General features: G+C 33.4%; 17 protein-coding genes. 13 read left to right on the top strand and 4 right to left on the bottom strand.

The genetic code is table 11. The features are described 5' to 3' along the window. Nucleotides 1-127 precede the first annotated feature (127 nt). The 8 genes from B0A65_RS13235 to B0A65_RS13200 all read left to right on the top strand — a co-directional run bounded on the left by B0A65_RS13235 (nt 128) and on the right by B0A65_RS13200 (nt 7,453). The gene (locus B0A65_RS13235; protein WP_074662209.1) at nt 128-592 is read left to right on the top strand and encodes a hypothetical protein; all 465 of its coding nucleotides are present in this window, start codon (nt 128-130) and stop codon (nt 590-592) included. 195 nt (nt 593-787) lie between these two features. Continuing rightward, entirely contained in the window at nt 788-2,494 is a 1,707-nt protein-coding gene (locus B0A65_RS13230) for a PAS domain S-box protein (protein ID WP_074662206.1), read from the top strand. Between the two features lie 4 nt (nt 2,495-2,498). Continuing rightward, nucleotides 2,499-2,885 (top strand): response regulator, encoded by a 387-nt coding sequence (locus B0A65_RS13225; RefSeq protein WP_074662203.1) that lies wholly within the window; start codon nt 2,499-2,501, stop codon nt 2,883-2,885. 244 nt (nt 2,886-3,129) lie between these two features. Then, entirely contained in the window at nt 3,130-4,134 is a 1,005-nt protein-coding gene (locus B0A65_RS13220; RefSeq protein ID WP_083370490.1) for a hypothetical protein, read from the top strand. A gap of 156 nt (nt 4,135-4,290) precedes the next feature. After that, nucleotides 4,291-4,830, top strand: coding sequence for a hypothetical protein (locus B0A65_RS13215; RefSeq protein WP_074662199.1), 540 nt, complete (start codon nt 4,291-4,293; stop codon nt 4,828-4,830). A gap of 176 nt (nt 4,831-5,006) precedes the next feature. Beyond that, a complete protein-coding gene (locus B0A65_RS13210) occupies nt 5,007-5,408 on the top strand; it encodes a hypothetical protein (RefSeq protein ID WP_123890347.1) in 402 nt (133 codons plus the stop codon). Between the two features lie 162 nt (nt 5,409-5,570). Then, complete coding sequence (locus B0A65_RS13205) at nt 5,571-6,311, top strand: DUF2625 domain-containing protein (RefSeq protein ID WP_207556431.1); 741 nt, start codon at nt 5,571-5,573, stop codon at nt 6,309-6,311. Nucleotides 6,312-6,475: 164 nt separating this feature from the next. Further along, nucleotides 6,476-7,453, top strand: coding sequence for a toxin-antitoxin system YwqK family antitoxin (locus tag B0A65_RS13200; RefSeq protein WP_074662189.1), 978 nt, complete (start codon nt 6,476-6,478; stop codon nt 7,451-7,453). A 241-nt stretch (nt 7,454-7,694) separates the two neighbouring features. On the opposite strand, the gene B0A65_RS13195 is transcribed toward B0A65_RS13200, so the two are convergent. Beyond that, a complete protein-coding gene (locus tag B0A65_RS13195; protein ID WP_074662185.1) occupies nt 7,695-8,927 on the bottom strand; it encodes a relaxase/mobilization nuclease domain-containing protein in 1,233 nt (410 codons plus the stop codon). Continuing rightward, a complete protein-coding gene (locus tag B0A65_RS13190) occupies nt 8,912-9,304 on the bottom strand; it encodes a plasmid mobilization protein (protein WP_074662390.1) in 393 nt (130 codons plus the stop codon). Before B0A65_RS13190 ends, B0A65_RS13195 begins: the two co-directional genes overlap by 16 nt. A 717-nt stretch (nt 9,305-10,021) precedes the next feature. Between B0A65_RS13190 and B0A65_RS13185 the strand changes: the two genes are divergently transcribed. Beyond that, a complete protein-coding gene (locus tag B0A65_RS13185; RefSeq protein ID WP_074662182.1) occupies nt 10,022-12,409 on the top strand; it encodes an arylsulfatase in 2,388 nt (795 codons plus the stop codon). A gap of 77 nt (nt 12,410-12,486) precedes the next feature. Here the strand turns inward: B0A65_RS13185 and B0A65_RS13180 are convergent, their stop codons facing one another. Then, entirely contained in the window at nt 12,487-12,882 is a 396-nt protein-coding gene (locus tag B0A65_RS13180) for a helix-turn-helix domain-containing protein (RefSeq protein ID WP_074662178.1), read from the bottom strand. A gap of 171 nt (nt 12,883-13,053) precedes the next feature. Between B0A65_RS13180 and B0A65_RS13175 the strand changes: the two genes are divergently transcribed. The 4 genes from B0A65_RS13175 to B0A65_RS13160 all read left to right on the top strand — a co-directional run bounded on the left by B0A65_RS13175 (nt 13,054) and on the right by B0A65_RS13160 (nt 16,388). Then, nucleotides 13,054-13,902, top strand: a complete 849-nt coding sequence (locus tag B0A65_RS13175; RefSeq protein ID WP_074662175.1) for a hypothetical protein — start codon at nt 13,054-13,056, stop codon at nt 13,900-13,902. A gap of 4 nt (nt 13,903-13,906) precedes the next feature. After that, complete coding sequence (locus B0A65_RS13170; protein ID WP_074662171.1) at nt 13,907-14,260, top strand: hypothetical protein; 354 nt, start codon at nt 13,907-13,909, stop codon at nt 14,258-14,260. A gap of 195 nt (nt 14,261-14,455) precedes the next feature. Next, nucleotides 14,456-14,725, top strand: a complete 270-nt coding sequence (locus B0A65_RS13165; protein WP_074662168.1) for a hypothetical protein — start codon at nt 14,456-14,458, stop codon at nt 14,723-14,725. 4 nt (nt 14,726-14,729) lie between these two features. After that, on the top strand, nt 14,730-16,388 hold the full coding sequence (locus tag B0A65_RS13160; protein ID WP_074662164.1) for a recombinase family protein: 1,659 nt from the start codon (nt 14,730-14,732) through the stop codon (nt 16,386-16,388). Nucleotides 16,389-16,977: 589 nt separating this feature from the next. Here B0A65_RS13160 and B0A65_RS13155 read toward each other — a convergent pair. After that, complete coding sequence (locus tag B0A65_RS13155; RefSeq protein WP_123890345.1) at nt 16,978-17,211, bottom strand: hypothetical protein; 234 nt, start codon at nt 17,209-17,211, stop codon at nt 16,978-16,980. Nucleotides 17,212-17,432: the final 221 nt, after the last annotated feature.

Raw genomic sequence — 17,432 nt, 5'->3', positions numbered from 1 at the left:
CCAAACCCGCTGTAGTACCAGAACGTTATGCGTCAGTTGAAACCGAACTTACGCAGAAAAATTGTTTCCAAAAGAATAAATATTTACGCAAAAATTACAGAAACTGTAATGTCGAAACCAATAGAAAATGAATGAAATAACTTTTGAAATTAATTCTAACCAAGAAGTTTGGGAACTATTTGACAAAAATCTAAATTCAATATTTATTCATAGATTCAGTCCAAATCAGGTCATTGAATGGTGGAAAACAGATTTGAAAACAAAAAGCGGAACGGAATTCAAAAACTTATCAGTAAGACAAATGGAGTTTGACATTCAAACTGATTTAAGTGAATTAAAAAATATACTTGAGTTAAATACTGATCAATTGAGAATCTACCAATTCGACAAACCTATTTCAGACTCTCTTAAAATTGAAAGATTACCTGAAAAGTCTCTAAATCAGATTTTAAAGCAAAACGGATTAAGACACTACTTTTTTATTGATTTTGAAATTATAACTATTGGTAGTTTTGAAACTGATTTTATTAAATCAATTGAAACTAATCCAACCTTTGAAAGTAGAATTGCTGAACGAAAAAGAAACCTTTAAAGAGAATAATCAAGTTCAAACAACCGAACGCATAACAACTACTACAACGGATTTGGGCAATTGGCTTAATGGAAAGTTGGTTTTGTATTTGGTATGATTTGGCAAATCCGAGGAATGGTCTTAATTTAGTCCCAAACCCGCTGTAGTGCCAAGACGTTATGCACAAGTATAGACCAGACGATAAATAATTGAAAAATGAAAGCGAATAAACAAGACTCAAATATTTTCTTTTACCAGCAGGCTTCAAAACTCGCTAGAATTGGAAATTGGGAATTTGATGTTGCGGGTAACAAAGTATACTGGTCCAACATTGTCCACGAACTTCACGAAACAAACCCGAAAACTTTCACGCCTGATTTAGAAACAGGTCTAAGATTTTATAGGGAAGATTTTCGATCAATGGTAAATGACACTTTACAAAATAGCATTGAAACTGGTGCTGTATTTGACTTTGAAGCTGTTATAATCACTAAGAAAAAGAACGAGCGTTGGGTTCGGGTTATTGGAAATGTAGAAATGATTCAAGGGAAATGCCAACGGATATATGGCAGTTTTCAGGATATTCACGCTTACAAGTTGCTGGAGCTTCAAATTCGTGAGATTTTGGGAAGTATATCTGACGCTTTTTATGCTGTGGACAAAAACTGGAAGTTTACTTATTTCAACAAGGAAGCTGAGAACTTACTCTTAAAGAAAGCTGAAGATGTTTTGGGCAAGAATATTTGGGAATTATTTCCAGCCAGTGTAGATACCACCATTCACAAAATTTATAAAAGAGTCGCCCGTTCAAAAAAGAAGGAATCCTTTGAATACTATTACCCGGGAGATGAAAAATGGTATGAAATAAATGCCTATCCATCACAGGGTGGTGTATCTGCATACTTCAGGAATATAGATAAAAGTAAGCAGGAGGCAGAAAAACTTGATAGAGCCTATCAGGAGAAAATCAACATACTGGAAAGTATCGGAGATGCTTTTTTCAATGTAAACAAAGATTGGGTAGTAACTTATTGGAACAAAGAATCCGAAAAGGTTTTAGGTAAGAAAAGGGATGCCATCATTGGCAAAAACCTTTGGGATGAATATCCTGATGTCATTGAAACTGGCTTTTTCCGCCAATATCACAAAGCCATGGAAACTCAGCAAAATTTGACCTTTGAAGAGTTTTACCCGACATTGAATATGTGGCTCGAAGTGGCGGTATATCCATCAACCAACGGACTGTCTGTTTATTTTAAAGACATTACACTAAGAAAAGAGTCGGATATAAAACTGTTTCAATCCAATGAACGCTTTGAAAAAGTTACCGAAGCGACCCATGATGCGATATGGGATTGGAATATCACAGAAAACACCCTCTATTGGGGAGCTGGTTTCAAAAATCTGTTTGGATATCAAATTGAAAAAACCACCCCAACTTTAGAATCCTGGTCCAATCACATCCATCCTGAGGATCGGGAATGGGTATTGCAAAGTATTTATGGAGCACTCGAAAAATCTGACCAATCTAACTGGATTGGCGAGTATCGTTATCAAAAAAATGACAGTACTTTTGCCGATGTGATTGACAGGGGTGTTGTAATCAGAGATGGAAGAGGAAATCCTATCCGTATGGTAGGAGCCATGAATGATATCACGGAGCGAAAGAATTTTGAAATAAGCAGAGATAGATATGCGAAACAAATTGAAATACAGAATGAAAAACTCAAAAATATTGCCTGGACTCAGTCACATATAGTACGGGCTCCTCTTGCAAGAATGTTGGGGATTATGAATGTTATTGAGGATAATAATAAAAGTCTTGATGATACTTTAATGTGGTTAAAACATTTGAGAGATTCCGCAAATGAATTGGATGAAATTATAAAAGACATGGTTGATAAGGCACAACACTTAACATAAAGAAATGAACAAAACAGTACTTATAGTAGATGATGATCCAATTATCAGGTTAATTATCCAAAATATGATTCATAATTTGGATAGTTCCGTTAATTGTCATCAATGTGTTAACGGAGAGGTGGGTTTGACCGCATTAGAAACACTACAAAACTCAACCGATATTATTGTTGTCCTATTGGACATAAATATGCCCGTATTAAATGGATGGGGGGTTTTAGACGGCCTGCAAAAAATAAATCTTGATTCTTTTAATAAATTTCAACTTTACATTGTCACTTCCTCTATCGATGAAAGCGATAAGATAACAGCTCAATCGTATCCTGTGATTAAGAAGTTTTATCACAAACCGCTTACAAAACAAGATATCGAAGAAATTTTGAACTCACACTAATTAACTTGATCTTTACCTAGGCAATTTGACTTTAAATATTTTAATAAATAGACAAATACCTGTGCATAACAGCTACTACAACGGATTTGGGCAATTGGCTAATGGAAAGTTGGTTTTGTATTTGGGATGATTTTGCAAATCCGAAGAATGGGCTTAATTTAGTCCCAAACCCGCTGTAGTGCCAGAACGTTACCTGTAATTTTATATACGACCTTATAAACCTTGAATGAATAAAAAAATTTAAATGTTACAGCAAAACAGAATTGACAATCCTAAAACTATTGATTTTGATTATATTGATAAGGAGTTAAACGAGGGAAAACATGTTATAGTACAATTTTCAGAGAATGTTTATTCAGACGAAAACCTTTATATACTAAATAAACTATGTGCAAAATATGATGTGAATTTTGGCATTCGTTTCTATGGTCATTATTCGAGCACTTTTGATTTTAAGACAATCCTGAAAATTCCAGAAGTAATATGTCTTTATTTAGATTGCTTATTAGAAGCTGATAATATTATTGCTTTAAATTCGCTTCACAGATTACAAAAACTTTCGTTAGGTGTCTACGAGTTAAAAGAGACAGAGATACTAAATTATGAGAATCTTAAAGAGCTAACGGAACTGATTCTAACGGAGACAAAGACTCAAGCGCTAAATCTGGATTATTTGAAAGATTACAAAAATTTAAAATATTTGATAATTGGAGGCCATACAAAAAATATTCAGGCACTAGGAAATCTTATAGACTTAGAATATTTGTCCTTAAATTCAATAAAAAAAACTTCTGTTGAATTTATAAATAACCTAAAAAATCTGAAAACTTTAAAATTTATACTCGGAGGTCGTGAAAATATCGATGAAATCAACGACAACCAAATTGAGCATCTTGAAGTTGTTTGGGTAAGAGGTTTTAATGATATTAGCAATATTGGAAAATTCAAAAAATTAAAGTTTCTGCTATTGGAAGATAATATTAAGTTAGAAAAGGTTGAGTTTAATACTGAAATGCCTATGCTGAAAATACTATCTATATCAAACTGTAAGTCATTAAGTTCCCTGAAAGGTGTTGACAATTTATCCTCTCTCGAACGAATAGGTATTTATCAAACAAATATTAATTTCGAAACTTTCATTGAGCAAGATTTACCTACTAATCTTAAAGCAATTAGATTTTATACTTCAAAAAACAAACTAAATGAGCAAATAAAAATTCGACTTAAATCGAAAGGATATACAGAATAAAAAACTACAGGTAACAGCCGTTTCTCGCAATTGCGAATTTTGTGGTAAGTTCAAGTTTGCGTTTCGCAAGAATTTTTATCTTTAACAGAAAATAAAAATTTCCGAAGTTCGCAACTGACGAGAAGCGACGGAACGTTAGTGGCAAGCACAGAAAATATGGCATATATCAACGAAGTAAATTATCAAGATACAATAAGAAAAAAATCTATTGTTTTCAAATCAAAATGGTTTGATTTAATAGATTCATTTTTAGTTATTGTAATGTCGTGTTTTTTCATAGTTTGCTTAATCTTAATCTTTCGGGAAGCAGATTTGAACAGTCCAAATGATAGTTTTGTTGCATATTGGATTTTACCTTTTGCAATGGTTTTTACTTTATTTAGTCTCTACAAGAAAATTAGAGAAAAAAGACTTTTAATTATTGAAACTAATCTGAATAAGATTGAAGCAAGAAAAGAAATAGTTCATATTGTGGAATCTTGGGGGTGGAAAATTTATCGAAATAATGCAAATTATTTGCAGGCAACTACTGGTATGGGTCTTGCAGATTGGGGAAAACAAGTAATAATAATTTACGCTGATAAAAAGTTATTCGTAAATGTGATGTCGGACAATCCTAAAATTAGAATGCCTGTTTTATTTTCAGACAAATCAATCAAAAAAGATATAGAAAGGCAAATAACAGCCAGCCACTAACAGCTACTACAACGGATTTGGGCAATAGGCTTAATGGAAAGATGGTTTTGTATTTGGGATGATTTACTTTGTCTGTTCGCTTCGGCTCGGGTGGCAAATCCGAAAATAGGGCTTAATTTAGTCCCAAACCCGCTGTAGTGCCATAACGTTATGTGAAATCGCAAAAATGAAATCTTATGAATGCAAATCGTTATTTTCTGATTATAGTGATGATTTTTGTTTTTAGCTCTTTTAAAAAACGTGAAGCAACATTAATTGGAATTTGGAAACCTGAGTATTTTGATGAAAAAACTAAAATCGCAACATATAGCCAAAGTTCAAGTTTTAAAAAGAAAAGCGCAGGTATTCAATTTTTTACTGATGGAAAATTAAAGGTTAAACAAAGCACAGGTACCTGTGGAACTATGGATGCTAACGAAAAGATTAATTATGAAATAGTTGAGGGAACTTGGACAATAAGTTCTGATTCTATAATTGAATTAAAACATCCTCTTTGGGGACAAAACTTAACTGAGAAATATAAATTAAAAGAGTTAACAGAAAATAAATTGGTAGTGCAAATAATAGGTTTGCAATAGCAACTTCACATAACAGCCACTACAACGGATTTGGGCAATTGGCTTAATGGGAAAATGGTTTTGTATTTGGGATGATTTGGCTAATCCGAAAATTGGGCTTAATTTAGTCCCAAACCCGCTGTAGTACCAGAACGTTACTGACTATTTAAGACAAAACTGCAAATGAAGAAATTCACATTTATAATTTTAGTACTGATTTCTCTAACAACATTTTCTCAGACAAAAATGCGTCCTATCGAAGAACTAATAAACGAAAATGATTCTGGTTGGCCATTTGTAACAGAATGGATAAAGTCAGCAAAAAATAAAGTTGAAATCTTATCAGTTGACAAACAAAAGGCAAATGACGCTTTATATAAAACCCAAGTTACGACTCGTTCGCCAATGGGTTCAATCGTATTTGAAACAGGAGGAATTTTAGTTGATAATGGTTGGATTAGAATTCTTGGTTCAGGAAGTGAGAAACTAAAAAGAAGTTTGCCTGAATGGAATCTTGGAAAAGGTTTTGCTGAATTTGGACAACCATCATCATTTTTACTTGTTGCAGACGATGCAATTGGCGGTTTCTTTCTATTGAACGGTGGCGGACTTGGAAAAGACTTAGGGAAAATTTACTATTTGGCGCCTGACAATTTAGAATTTGAACCTCTTAACTTAACATATACGGACTTTTTAAATTTTTGCTTCAACAATGACTTAGACGAATTTTATAAAGGTTATAGGTGGAAAACTTGGAAAGATGATGTAGCAAAATTAGATTGTGATAGAGTTTTCAATTTCGTTCCATATTTATGGACAAAAGAAGGCAAGAATATTGAAAAAGCATCAAAAAAGGATGTGCCAATTGAAGAACAATACAGTCTGAATTTGGACTTTAGAAAGCAATTAGGAATAGAAAAATAAACAACCAGTAACAGCTACTACAACGGATTTGGGCAATTGGCTTAATTGAAAGTTGGTTTTGTATTCGGGACGATTTGGCAAATCCAAATAATGGGCTTAATTTAGTAGCAAACCCGCTGTAGTGCCAGAACGTTAGCGGTAACTATACCGAGAAAGAAAAACATATGACAAAAAAACTACTTACAATATTTATCACAATTCTAATTTATGGCTGTAATAATACAGACATAAATGACAAAGAAAAAAGAAATGAAAATTGGGTATATTGGATAGACACAAAGACTGGTGAAGCATCTTGGATCCCTGTTGGTGATAAAACAACAATAGAAGATGGAAGTTTTACATCATTCTATAATAATGGGAATATTTATCAAAAAGGTAAATTGAAAAATGGTAAGGGTATTGACACAATATATGATTATGATCTCAACAATAATCTTTTAGAATATGAAATCGTTAAACCTGACACTTTACTTCATTATTACATTAATGACGGACCTTACATTTCATATCTTCAGAACGGAAAAATTTTAGAAAAGGGAAATGTCGAAAATCATAAGATTGGTAACGAATGGACGAAATATTATGACAACGGTAAAATTGAGTGGACTAAAAAGCTTATAAATGGAACTGGTTGGAACCGTTGGTATTATGATAATGGACAAATGTCAGATCTTAATTATCATCTAAGCGGGAAAACCCACGGTGAAGTTAAAACTTGGTATAAAAATGGTAAAATTAAAGAAATTTCACATTGGGATAATGGCTTACAAAGTGGTTTATTTCAATTCTTCTATGAAAATGGAAAACTAGAAGAAAAAACAAATTGGTCGCTTGGTAAACCTGAGAAAACCGAAAGTTGGTATGAGAATGGTCAAAATAAAAACATTAAATTTTATAAATCGGGACTCATTGATGGAAATTATAAACAATGGTATCCTAATGGTAAAATTCAAATAAACGCAAATTATTCTTCGGGAAAAAAAAACGGAGAAGCAACTGTCTACTACGAAAATGGCCATCTTCAAACCGAACAATTTTATAAAAATGACCAACGAAATGGAATTTGCAATTGGTATGATGAAAATGGGAAACTGACAAAAACAGAAACATATGCTGAGGGACAACTTGTTGGTGAGTAAAAATAACTACCGCTAACAGCCGTTTGGCAAGATTGCGAATTGTGTGGTAAATTCACGTTTACGTTTCGCAAGAAATTATATCTTAGACAGAAAATAAGCAGTTCCGAACTTCGCAACCTCGCCAAGCGCCAGAACGTTAGCGGAAATTTTAGAAAACGAAGTCAACAAAGATTTTTTTTTAAATGTTATTATTAATCATCTTTTAGATAAAAATTATTGTGAACTTTTTGACATTTTGTTTTTAGATTCCTCTTCGAATTCTTTTTTTCTTCTTTTGTTTAATTTTTTTCGGTATATATTCATTTATGTTTTCGATACGAAATAGAATATCGGTAGTGCTATTTTTTAAATTACTTTGAGTATCGCAGATTTCTGAAAAGTGTACAGATTTCTGATGATTATGGTTTTGTAATGACTTGTTTACTATACATTTTTCCGTAATTCCTTTCGCGCTAAACTCTTTTCCGAGCGCGCTACCGTTGAAAACACAATTTGTTTTATGATCAACATAAGTTATTCCATAAAGCTGTCCATCTTTACTTTTTCTTAAAACAACATGAATGCCTTCGCTTTGAATAGAGTTTACTAATTTTTCTGGAGTTATGACTTTTTTATCATAGAAAGCGAGTCTTATAGCATTTTTTACATGGTTTTTATGTGATTCTTTTTTTATCTCATTAATCTTAAATCTTTCTTCTAAAAATTTCAAAGTCGGCTTATTGTAAAAATCGCTGGCCTTGATTGGCACTCCAACTGGTTTGGAATTTTCATCAAGTATTTTGTAAAGCAGTCCGTTGTTTTTAAAAACTCGAGAATCTTCAGTTCCTCTATCAGCATGAACATTGTATTGGTTTAAAACGGCATTGAGTTCCGGAAGACTTGAATATTTGTATTCAAATAAAACTTTGTTTAAAACTCCATTGATAGCCTTTTTGGACTCTGCTTTTCCATATTCTACTTTGCGGTTTGCAATAGGCTGTAAAGAAATTTGCTCTTTTGTTTTTCTTCCTTCTGCTTTTACAAGTCCAAATGTTTCTTCTATTTCTTTCCTGGCAGGTTCTGATTTTCTAATCCCCAACAAATGAAGATCAATCCTTTTGCCGTCTCTCTGAATATTATTTGTAATCACATGCAAATGAGGATGTCCTGCATCATAATGCTGATAAACCAGATAAGGCTGTTTACCGAATCCGATTTTTTCCATGTAAACCTTTGCAATTTCATTAAGTTTTTCTTTAGAATGGTTTTCCGAAGGATCAAAATTTAATGATATGTGTACAGCGTTTCGCTTAACGTTTTCGTTAAGCGAAGCCTGTTTTATAAAACGGTTGAGTTTTAAAGTAAAATTAAGTCTGTTGAGTTCCAGAGGAAAGTTAATAGCACTTATGCATTCTGCCTTTCCTTCTTTTACTTTTATCTCATTGTAGTTTAAAATACGCTGTACTGAATTACTGGTTTTTATAACTGCAACCATTGCTCTGAGAATTTTTGAGAGTGTATTTTAATTTCCTCCATTTTTTCGAATAGCTTTTTTTTATCTACTTCAAACCAGAATGCCTGTGTTTTAAATTCGGATATAGTCTTAAAAGAATTCATCTTTTTGGCAATCTGGTTGATGTTATTCCCTATTGAATTAAGCTCATTATTGAGCGTTATTGTTTCTTCTATATAATCATCAAAAGAGGCATTGCGGTAAGTTGTTACAATAGGTTTGTTAAATAAGTGCCTTCTTATAAGGTCACTTAATTTTCGGCAGGTACTTGCTCTAAATCTTTTTTCCAGTTCGGCATATTCCAGAGGAGTGAATCGCAGTCCCACGATTCGTGTTCTGTTTGAATTTTCTCTTTTCATCATGTTTCATTTTCATTGTTTTCAAACTCTTTTCTTTCTAGTGTCTCCACCACCGAGTTCCGAGGTAAAGGGTGGCAAGATAGGCGGTTGTTTAACAACCGTTCATCTTGCCAGACCACAGGAACGAGGTGGTCTTAGATATTTTTAAAGTTTAATACTAAATTAAAATGAAGTTTTGACAATTCCTATCCTGACCATATTTTACCTATGATAGCCGTGAATGGTAAAATTAAAAACATATTATAAAAAAGAAAAAAGGAAAAAAAGAAAGCAGTTAAAAAATGAGTATTAAGCAATTGAGGTGCTATAAGTCCCGAAGGGTGGCAAGTCGAGGAACGAGACTTGTCATTATGCGCACCTCATTTGCTTGATACTTAATAATTTTGGTTTTGTTTTTATTCTTTAATACTATCATATTTATTCAGATGTTATTGCAGCCAACTTATAAATCTAGAGCCTTGTTTAATCTAAAGGAAGATATACTTTCATATTTTTCAAGGAGGAACGTAATAAGTATTTTTATACAAAGGGATGCGAAAATTAAAAGTTCTATCTTTTTATTGACGACAAAAATTTAATTCTAATTCATTTGATTGTTTTTTATGTTGCATTTTATAAAATGAAACCTATTTTAATATTAAGACCTAAGTTGTTGTTTTATAATGCGATAACTTTATAGTCTCACCTACATTTAATCAATGTAAAAACAGTTTGACTATGAAAAGTAATATTTTACATGCAGCTATAATCACGATATTTGCTTTTGGCTTAGCAAATGCACAGGACAAATCTTCTCCTGCTAATTGGCCTGACCGAACGGTTTTACCAATTGAGCCTTATCAAAAAGTGGGCAAGGTAGCCCCGACTATTAAGGATTCTGATCCAATCGAATGGCCTAAGGAAATTAGCGCACCAGAAGGAGCTCCAAATGTATTGCTAATTATGATTGATGATGTTGGTTTTGGAGCGAGCTCGACTTTTGGTGGCCCGATCCCGACACCAAATTTCGATGCGCTTGCCAAAAATGGACTACGCTACAATCGTTTTCATACCACAGCTGTTTGTTCTCCTTCAAGAGCCGCTTTAATAACCGGAAGAAACCATCACACTGCTGCAACAGGTATTATTATGGAATTCTCAACGCCTTATCCGGGTTATAACAGCCTAGTGCCGCGTACTGTGGCGACCGTAGGTAAAATATTGACAGATAACGGATACGGTACCTCATGGTTTGGTAAAAATCATAATGTTCCGGACTGGCTTACTACGCCAGCCGGACCTTTTAATTTATGGCCAACAGGTTTAGGTTTCGAATATTTTTATGGATTTCTTGGTGCTGATGCGCATCAATTCAGACCGGCTATGTTTGAAGGAACAAAACCCGTGGATCCTTATTTAAAAGATGAAAAAGTAGATAGTGAATATATTTTAGATAAAGATTTGGCAGATCATGCCATTCACTGGATCCAGACACAAAAAAATGTTTCACCAAACAAACCTTTCTTTGCCTATTACACACCTGGAACCGCTCACGCACCGCATCAGGCTCCAAAAGAATGGATTGCAAAATTTAAAGGAAAATTTGATCAGGGATTTGATAAACAACGTATCGAAACTTACGAGAATCAAAAGAAATTAGGTATTATTCCTGCTGATGCGTTATTAGCGCCAACACCTCCGGAATATCAAAAATGGGATGCACTATCTCCTGGAATGAAAAAAGTAGCTGCCAGAGAAATGGAAGTGTATGCCGCGATGCTTGCGCATTGTGATTATCAAATTGGAAGGGTAATTCAATCTGTCAAAGATTTGGGAGAATTAGACAATACCCTTATTATTTTTATAATGGGTGATAACGGTTCGAGCGCCGAAGATCCAACAGGTCAGGGATTAACAAGCGAAATTGGTGTTTTGGTAAATGGACTTGTTGATACAGAAGACTATATGGTAAAACATTTGGATGATTTTGGAGGTCCATGGATGGCTGAGCATTTTTCGATGAGCTGGGCGCATGCCATGAATACTCCTTTTCAATGGGATAAAAAAATAGCATCACATTTAGGAGGAAGCCGTACTGGAATGGTTATTTCATGGCCGGCAAGAATCAAACAAACAGGTCAAATACGAAGCCAATTTTCTCATCTTACAGATATAGTCCCTACGATCTTGGAGGCAGCAAATATTCCCCAACCTAAAAAAGTTGATGGTTTTGAACAGCTTCCTATGGCAGGAAAAAGTCTTGTTTATACCTTTGATAATGCAAATGCTCCTGAAACCCATACAACACAATATTTTGAAGTTATTGCAAACAGAGGTCTTTATAAAGATGGATGGATGGCAAATACAACACCAAGAAACCTTCCGTGGCAAGGACATCCTGTACCTTCTCAAGATCCGGTAAAAGACTATAAATGGGAGTTGTATGATCTGACAAAAGATTACAGCCAGACAAATGACATTGCTGCAAAAAACCCGGAAAAGCTAAAAGAAATGCAAAAAGCATTTATGGAAGAAGCACAGAAATATGAAGTATTTCCGTTTGATGATCGTTACATCGACAGGGTTAATCCTGAAAATCGCCCAAATCTAAATAAAGGCAGAACCAAATTTACTTTTCATCAGGGCGTTTCGCGTATCACAGAAGGAATGGCACCAAACATGAAAAACACATCATTTACCATTACTGCTGATGTTGAAGTAAAAGCTGGTCAGGAAGGAATTATTATAACACAAGGTGGCTATTTTGCAGGATTAGCATTAATGCTTCAAAAAGGAAAGCCAACTTTCGCATATGCTTTTTCTCATTATCCTGAACATAAATGGACTGTACAATCGCCTACAGCGCTAACAGTTGGAAAACACACAATTGTAGTCAATTTTGATTATGCCGGCGGTGGTGTTGGGAAAGCAGCAAAAGTTACATTAATGGTTGATGGTAAAAAAGTAGCAAGCGGAGATATTCCAAGAACGGTTCCAAGTAGATTTTCAGCAGATGAAACATTGGATGTTGGGGAAGATTTCGGTACACCTGTAAACAGAACCTATGAAGTACCTTTTACTTTTCAGGGAAAAATTAATCAGGTTACCGTTGATTTAAAACCTTAAGATAACTATTTTTTAAATAGAAAAGAGACTCTAAGGAGTCTCTTTTTTTTGAATTAATATATCTTCTTAAATGAAGGTTATTTTGCCTTTAGTAATTTTTCTAAGTATTCAACTTTATCTTTTTCAGCTTGAACTAAACGTTCATATAATTCAACTACTTTATCAAGTGGGTTAAAATTGGGTTGTATGTTAATTGCGTTAATTGTTGAACTATCATGACTTGTGAAAGTATTGTTGATAACGTTTAATACAGTTTCATCACTATAATTTTTAATAGCTTCCGCAGATACTCCTAATACTTCAGCAATAGCTTTTAATTTATCCTCATCAACTGTTTCACTTCCTTCAATATTAGAAACAGACTGCTGGCTTACACCAATAGCAATAGCTAAAGCTTCCTGCTTCATTCCTCTAAGCTCTCTGATTCGGCTTATATTTCTTCCAATATGTTTTGGTTTTGTAGCTGTGTTCATGATTCAAAGATATTTAAATTTCCTTAAAATTTTCTGTTTTGGTAAAACACAAGCATTCATTTGTGTTATACAATTCCCTTTAGTTCGGTACGGTACAATCAATTGCTTACTTGCTATGTATTAAACAAAAATACAATTTTTCAGACAAGTATTAATTAAAAAAGTAAAATTATGAAAACAATTGACAGTACAGGATTGCAATTAATCAGCACCATTATTATCGAAAGAATTTCAACAAGCGGGATTTACTGCTTTGGAGAAAAAAAGAAAACTCAGGCAGTTCAGAATCCATTTCAGGAATCTCTATCCAAACACAAAGAGCACACACATTTTTATTTATTAGTTATTACTAATGAAATTATTGAAAACGCTTCATGTGATATTGCCGATACAATTAAGACAAAAACAGACGGACGTTATACTGTTACTCTACTTCTTCATAAAACTACGTCAGTAAGATTTTTAGCACCCCATAAAATGTTCTTCTTTCATGAAGTATTAACTAAAAGCCAGATGGTTTATGAACATGTGAATGTACCTCCAAATATTGCCTTTGATGAAATACCCATACGCAATTTAGAATCTATGCGCTCGCATTGGAACAATAGAAAAAGAATTGCTGAGGTATATCTTGAAAGTGAAAATCAGATTGATGGAAGCGACACGGAAGTTATACAGGAAGCTATGATGCATATTGCTGTTGAGCAATTATGCTTAGGGCTGATTGATGTTTTTCTAGGATATAATCCCAATCATTTTTCTATTGCCTATTTATTTGACCTATGTGAAATTTTCACAGACTTAACTTCCGAGACATTTCCCCGCAATACTCAGGAAGATAAAAAGCTTTTTGATCTTATAAAAGCGCATCCTAGCAAGCTTCGTTGGACTAGATTGAAAACAATGAATTTTCTTCATACGGAATTATTGCAGAAAAGATGTAATCTCTTTCAACAAAAAGCAATTGAATTGGCAGAAGCAGAATTAAATCGCTTGGAAAGTCTAAAATTTAAAAACTAAAGTCATGGAAACAGAAGAAAAAGATTTGCGCAGGGATTTTGTGAGCCTTATGAACAGGATTAATTATTTCACAAAGTTAAAGCCGGATCAAGAGAAAGAAAATTCGTTTGTTGTAGAACTAAAAGTTTCAGGTTATAATGAACTAAGTTTAATGATAGCAGATTTGCTTAAAGTAAGCATTCTGGCTTTAGAAAGTGATCCTCCTTATGTTTCAGAGCTGATACGAAATCCCGAGATAAATGTATTGGGAATAATAGAATTAGCTCTTCAGTTAATGCCACAGAGAGAATTTGAAATATTTGATGAATTGCACCAGTTTTATCTAAGTCAAAAGCTTGACTCAATTGCCGAGAGCTAATAATTGAGAAAATAGACTTTTATCATGAGTAAATTTTACTTATGACTATCAGTATTTTAGATTTTATCTTTGTAGTATCCCCACCATATTTTGATGGGGATAAAATGAAAAATAGGGAGTAGCTTTATAGCGATAAATGAAAGTTGAACAAAAAAGACCAGTGATGGTCTTTTTTTAATGAAGAGGAATTTTATAATGAAAAACGGAGCAACGGATGAGAAGAGAAGAATCACCCGAGGAAAAACTTTTGTAAATTTACAAATTGAAAAACAGGGGGTTAGGTTTGATGAAAGAGGAAGGATTGTTTGTGATGCAGAAAAAAAGCCCAAAACGAATGACGGGAAATTAACAATTGAAGAATTAAGAAGATGCAGAGGTTTTGAAGAAATTTCAGAATCAGATGGAAATGAAATAATTGAAAGCTTATTTCAATTAGCGATGATAGTTTATAATTTTAAAATGTAAAATTATGGGAATTGAAAGTTTTAAAAAATTTCAAAAAGAGAAATTAGCCCAAAGAGCTGAGGTAAAAGAAATCTGGGGTTATACTAGAGTAAGTTCCAAATTACAGCTGGTAAACAACAGCCTTGAAGAACAGCGTATAGAAATAATACAATTTGCTTCTAAAAATGGATATACACTCAAAAACATACTTGGGGGTACTTACGAAAGTGCATCAGGGGATTTTACCAGAAAAGAATTTACAAGATTATTAGAAGAGGTTAAAAGCGCAAAGCAGAAACCTTTTGCAATCGCTATCAAATTTATCAGCAGGTTTTCCAGAACTGGTGGCAACGCTATTAGTATTGTTCATGAACTGGTGGATAAACTAGGCGTGCATTTAATTGAAACTTCTTCAGGTCTCTGCACTAATGACGAATACAGCAAACTTGATATTTACAGCAAGCTTTTAGATGCCAGAAGGGAAAACATGGACAGGCTCGAAAAAACAATCCCAGGCATGAAAGCACTGCTCAGATCAGGAAACTGGCTTGGCAAAGCCCCCAGAGGTTACACCATGAGAGGAAAGAAGGTTGGAGATTATTCCTTAATGCAGGAAAAGCAGTCTATCACGATAAATCTGGAGGGAGAGATTTTAAAAAAAGCTTGGAAATGGAAGCTCGCAGGAGAGAGGGATTTTGTAATAAGAGAGAAACTAGAAAAACTTAATTTAAATATTACAAAACAATCACTCGGCTCTATGTGGAGAAATCCATTTTACTGCGGAATATCTGTCAATGCACTTCTTGAAGAGCCAGTGAAAGGAAACTGGACAGGATTAGTAAGTGAGGAAGATTTTCTGAAAGTTGACGCGATGCTCTCTGAAAGTAAAGTGCCAGTTAAAGAATACTCCAAAAGCAAGATCAATGAGTTCAGACCATTGACAGGTTTTTTAAGATGCGAATGCGGAAGCCTTCTCACAAGTTATGTGGTAAGAAAAAAGAATGCGCATTACTATAAATGCCAGAAATGCAGAAATGCCAGTTTTAACGCATTAACCACATCACATTCAAAAACGGAAGGATTGAATGATTCTTTTGAAAAACTGTTATCAAAATATACATTAAGTTCTCAATTTGTAGAACCTTTTAAATTTCAGCTGAATAAACTTTTTGAGATTGTGGAAAATGAAGGCAGGGAAGAGATGAAAGGTCTGCTTGCTAGGAAAAAAGATTTAGAATCGAAAATTGAAAATTTGGATAAACGCTATTTTGACAATCCGAATTTTGGGGATGAAAAATACAATAGATACTCACTTCAGTTTGATACGGAATTAAAGGATGTTGATCTTCAGATTGCCTCAAATAAAAAAATAATATCTAACCACAGCAGACATATTGATAAAGTGGTCGAAAAGGTTACAAATATCAATAAATACTGGAGAGATGGAGATATTGACAGTAAAATAAGAATCCAGAATTTAGTATTTCCAGAAGGATTGTCAATTAGGGCTGAAAACAGGGAATATCTAACTGGAAGAGTAAACTCTATTTTTGGCTTAGCCTCAACGTTTACAGGTATTGAGAGAGGTAGTAAAAAACAAAAAACCCATCAAAAAGTTGATGGGTTATTCTCTGTAGAGGGAGCGAGACTCGAACCAGTTAGCATAATAAAATTGCTAAATTAAAAATAGCGTATAATATATTCGAACCTAAACTTCTTAGGACTTGATTTTTCAGGGATTTTAGTTTTGTAAATTGCCTTGTGCCACGATTCTGCCACAAAACTCAAAGACTAATTTTTTGTATTATTTTTTGATTAGCATTATATAGAACCTTGATTTTAAACCCGTTGTTTTCCGGAGCTTTGCTACCTATAAAAAAGGTAGATCTTCTGTTGTTCTCACGATTTAGAAAAAATTTTCAAGTTAAATTAATTTTCATACTGGAGTCACAGGGATTACAATCTAACACCTAATTCCTATATTAATTTTTATAGATAAGCTTGAAAAAAGCCCTGAAGCCTTATGTTGAAAGGGATTGTTAAAAAATGATCTTGTGTTAATATCTATACTCATTTTTATATTTTGAATATTTTTTTTGATAAAACTGACCTTTTTTTATTAAAAGTTGATCTATAAGAATAGCCCAAGGTGTTCGACAGTTGAACACCTTGGTAATTGTAGTTATTGCTTAAGTTAAGGTTTGCTCATCGATACTTTTTAGTAATGCTTCATATTGACCAGAATCTTATTCTATTATTTTTTGTTCTCAGTTTTAAATCCAACCCTCACCATAACTACCTGTTTCATGTACCCATGTTTTAGAGCAAGTATTACATTTATAATAATGTTCATCGACATTTCCAAACATTGATTTTACTTCTTTATAACTAGTTTTTACTAATTTTTTGTGAGGAGAAGTGTACCTTTGTTTTCCTACAAGATTTTTACAATCCTCGCAAAGGACAATATTATTTTCCTCTGTACTTTTTAAGTTCTTATTTTTCATCAAAATCGTTTTTATTAAAGATTTGTATTTATCATTTCAAAATGACAGTTATTTAGTCTTTTATGAAAATCGATAGTAAATTTAGTTATTAATCTATTATACAATCTTTTATTATGCTTATACAATAAAGTTTTTTTTAACGTAAATTTATAATTAGAAAAATTAGCTGATTTTTTAGATTTCAGCTAAAGGGAAAATCATTTTAGACCAAAAGAGTAGTT

The sequence above is a fragment of the Flavobacterium frigidimaris genome (genome assembly GCF_002217275.1).
GTDB classification, from domain to species: Bacteria; Bacteroidota; Bacteroidia; order Flavobacteriales; family Flavobacteriaceae; genus Flavobacterium; species Flavobacterium aquidurense.
The sequence above is the reverse complement of the archived record's forward strand: the minus strand, read 5'-3'. Positions and strand labels throughout refer to the sequence as shown.

Excerpts from the sequence above, each read along its gene's own strand:
- B0A65_RS13170 (WP_074662171.1), top strand. The coding sequence starts at position 13,907 with ATGGAAACAGAAGAAAAAGATTTGCGCAGGGATTTTGTGAGCCTTATG.
- B0A65_RS13195 (WP_074662185.1), bottom strand. The coding sequence starts at position 8,927 with ATGGTTGCAGTTATAAAAACCAGTAATTCAGTACAGCGTATTTTAAAC.
- B0A65_RS13215 (WP_074662199.1), top strand. The coding sequence starts at position 4,291 with ATGGCATATATCAACGAAGTAAATTATCAAGATACAATAAGAAAAAAA.
- B0A65_RS13190 (WP_074662390.1), bottom strand. The coding sequence starts at position 9,304 with ATGAAAAGAGAAAATTCAAACAGAACACGAATCGTGGGACTGCGATTC.
- B0A65_RS13225 (WP_074662203.1), top strand. The coding sequence starts at position 2,499 with ATGAACAAAACAGTACTTATAGTAGATGATGATCCAATTATCAGGTTA.
- B0A65_RS13235 (WP_074662209.1), top strand. The coding sequence starts at position 128 with ATGAATGAAATAACTTTTGAAATTAATTCTAACCAAGAAGTTTGGGAA.
- B0A65_RS13155 (WP_123890345.1), bottom strand. The coding sequence starts at position 17,211 with ATGAAAAATAAGAACTTAAAAAGTACAGAGGAAAATAATATTGTCCTT.
- B0A65_RS13230 (WP_074662206.1), top strand. The coding sequence starts at position 788 with ATGAAAGCGAATAAACAAGACTCAAATATTTTCTTTTACCAGCAGGCT.
- B0A65_RS13200 (WP_074662189.1), top strand. The coding sequence starts at position 6,476 with ATGACAAAAAAACTACTTACAATATTTATCACAATTCTAATTTATGGC.
- B0A65_RS13205 (WP_207556431.1), top strand. The coding sequence starts at position 5,571 with ATGAAGAAATTCACATTTATAATTTTAGTACTGATTTCTCTAACAACA.
- B0A65_RS13210 (WP_123890347.1), top strand. The coding sequence starts at position 5,007 with ATGAATGCAAATCGTTATTTTCTGATTATAGTGATGATTTTTGTTTTT.
- B0A65_RS13165 (WP_074662168.1), top strand. The coding sequence starts at position 14,456 with ATGAAAAACGGAGCAACGGATGAGAAGAGAAGAATCACCCGAGGAAAA.
- B0A65_RS13175 (WP_074662175.1), top strand. The coding sequence starts at position 13,054 with ATGAAAACAATTGACAGTACAGGATTGCAATTAATCAGCACCATTATT.
- B0A65_RS13220 (WP_083370490.1), top strand. The coding sequence starts at position 3,130 with ATGTTACAGCAAAACAGAATTGACAATCCTAAAACTATTGATTTTGAT.
- B0A65_RS13160 (WP_074662164.1), top strand. The coding sequence starts at position 14,730 with ATGGGAATTGAAAGTTTTAAAAAATTTCAAAAAGAGAAATTAGCCCAA.
- B0A65_RS13180 (WP_074662178.1), bottom strand. The coding sequence starts at position 12,882 with ATGAACACAGCTACAAAACCAAAACATATTGGAAGAAATATAAGCCGA.
- B0A65_RS13185 (WP_074662182.1), top strand. The coding sequence starts at position 10,022 with ATGAAAAGTAATATTTTACATGCAGCTATAATCACGATATTTGCTTTT.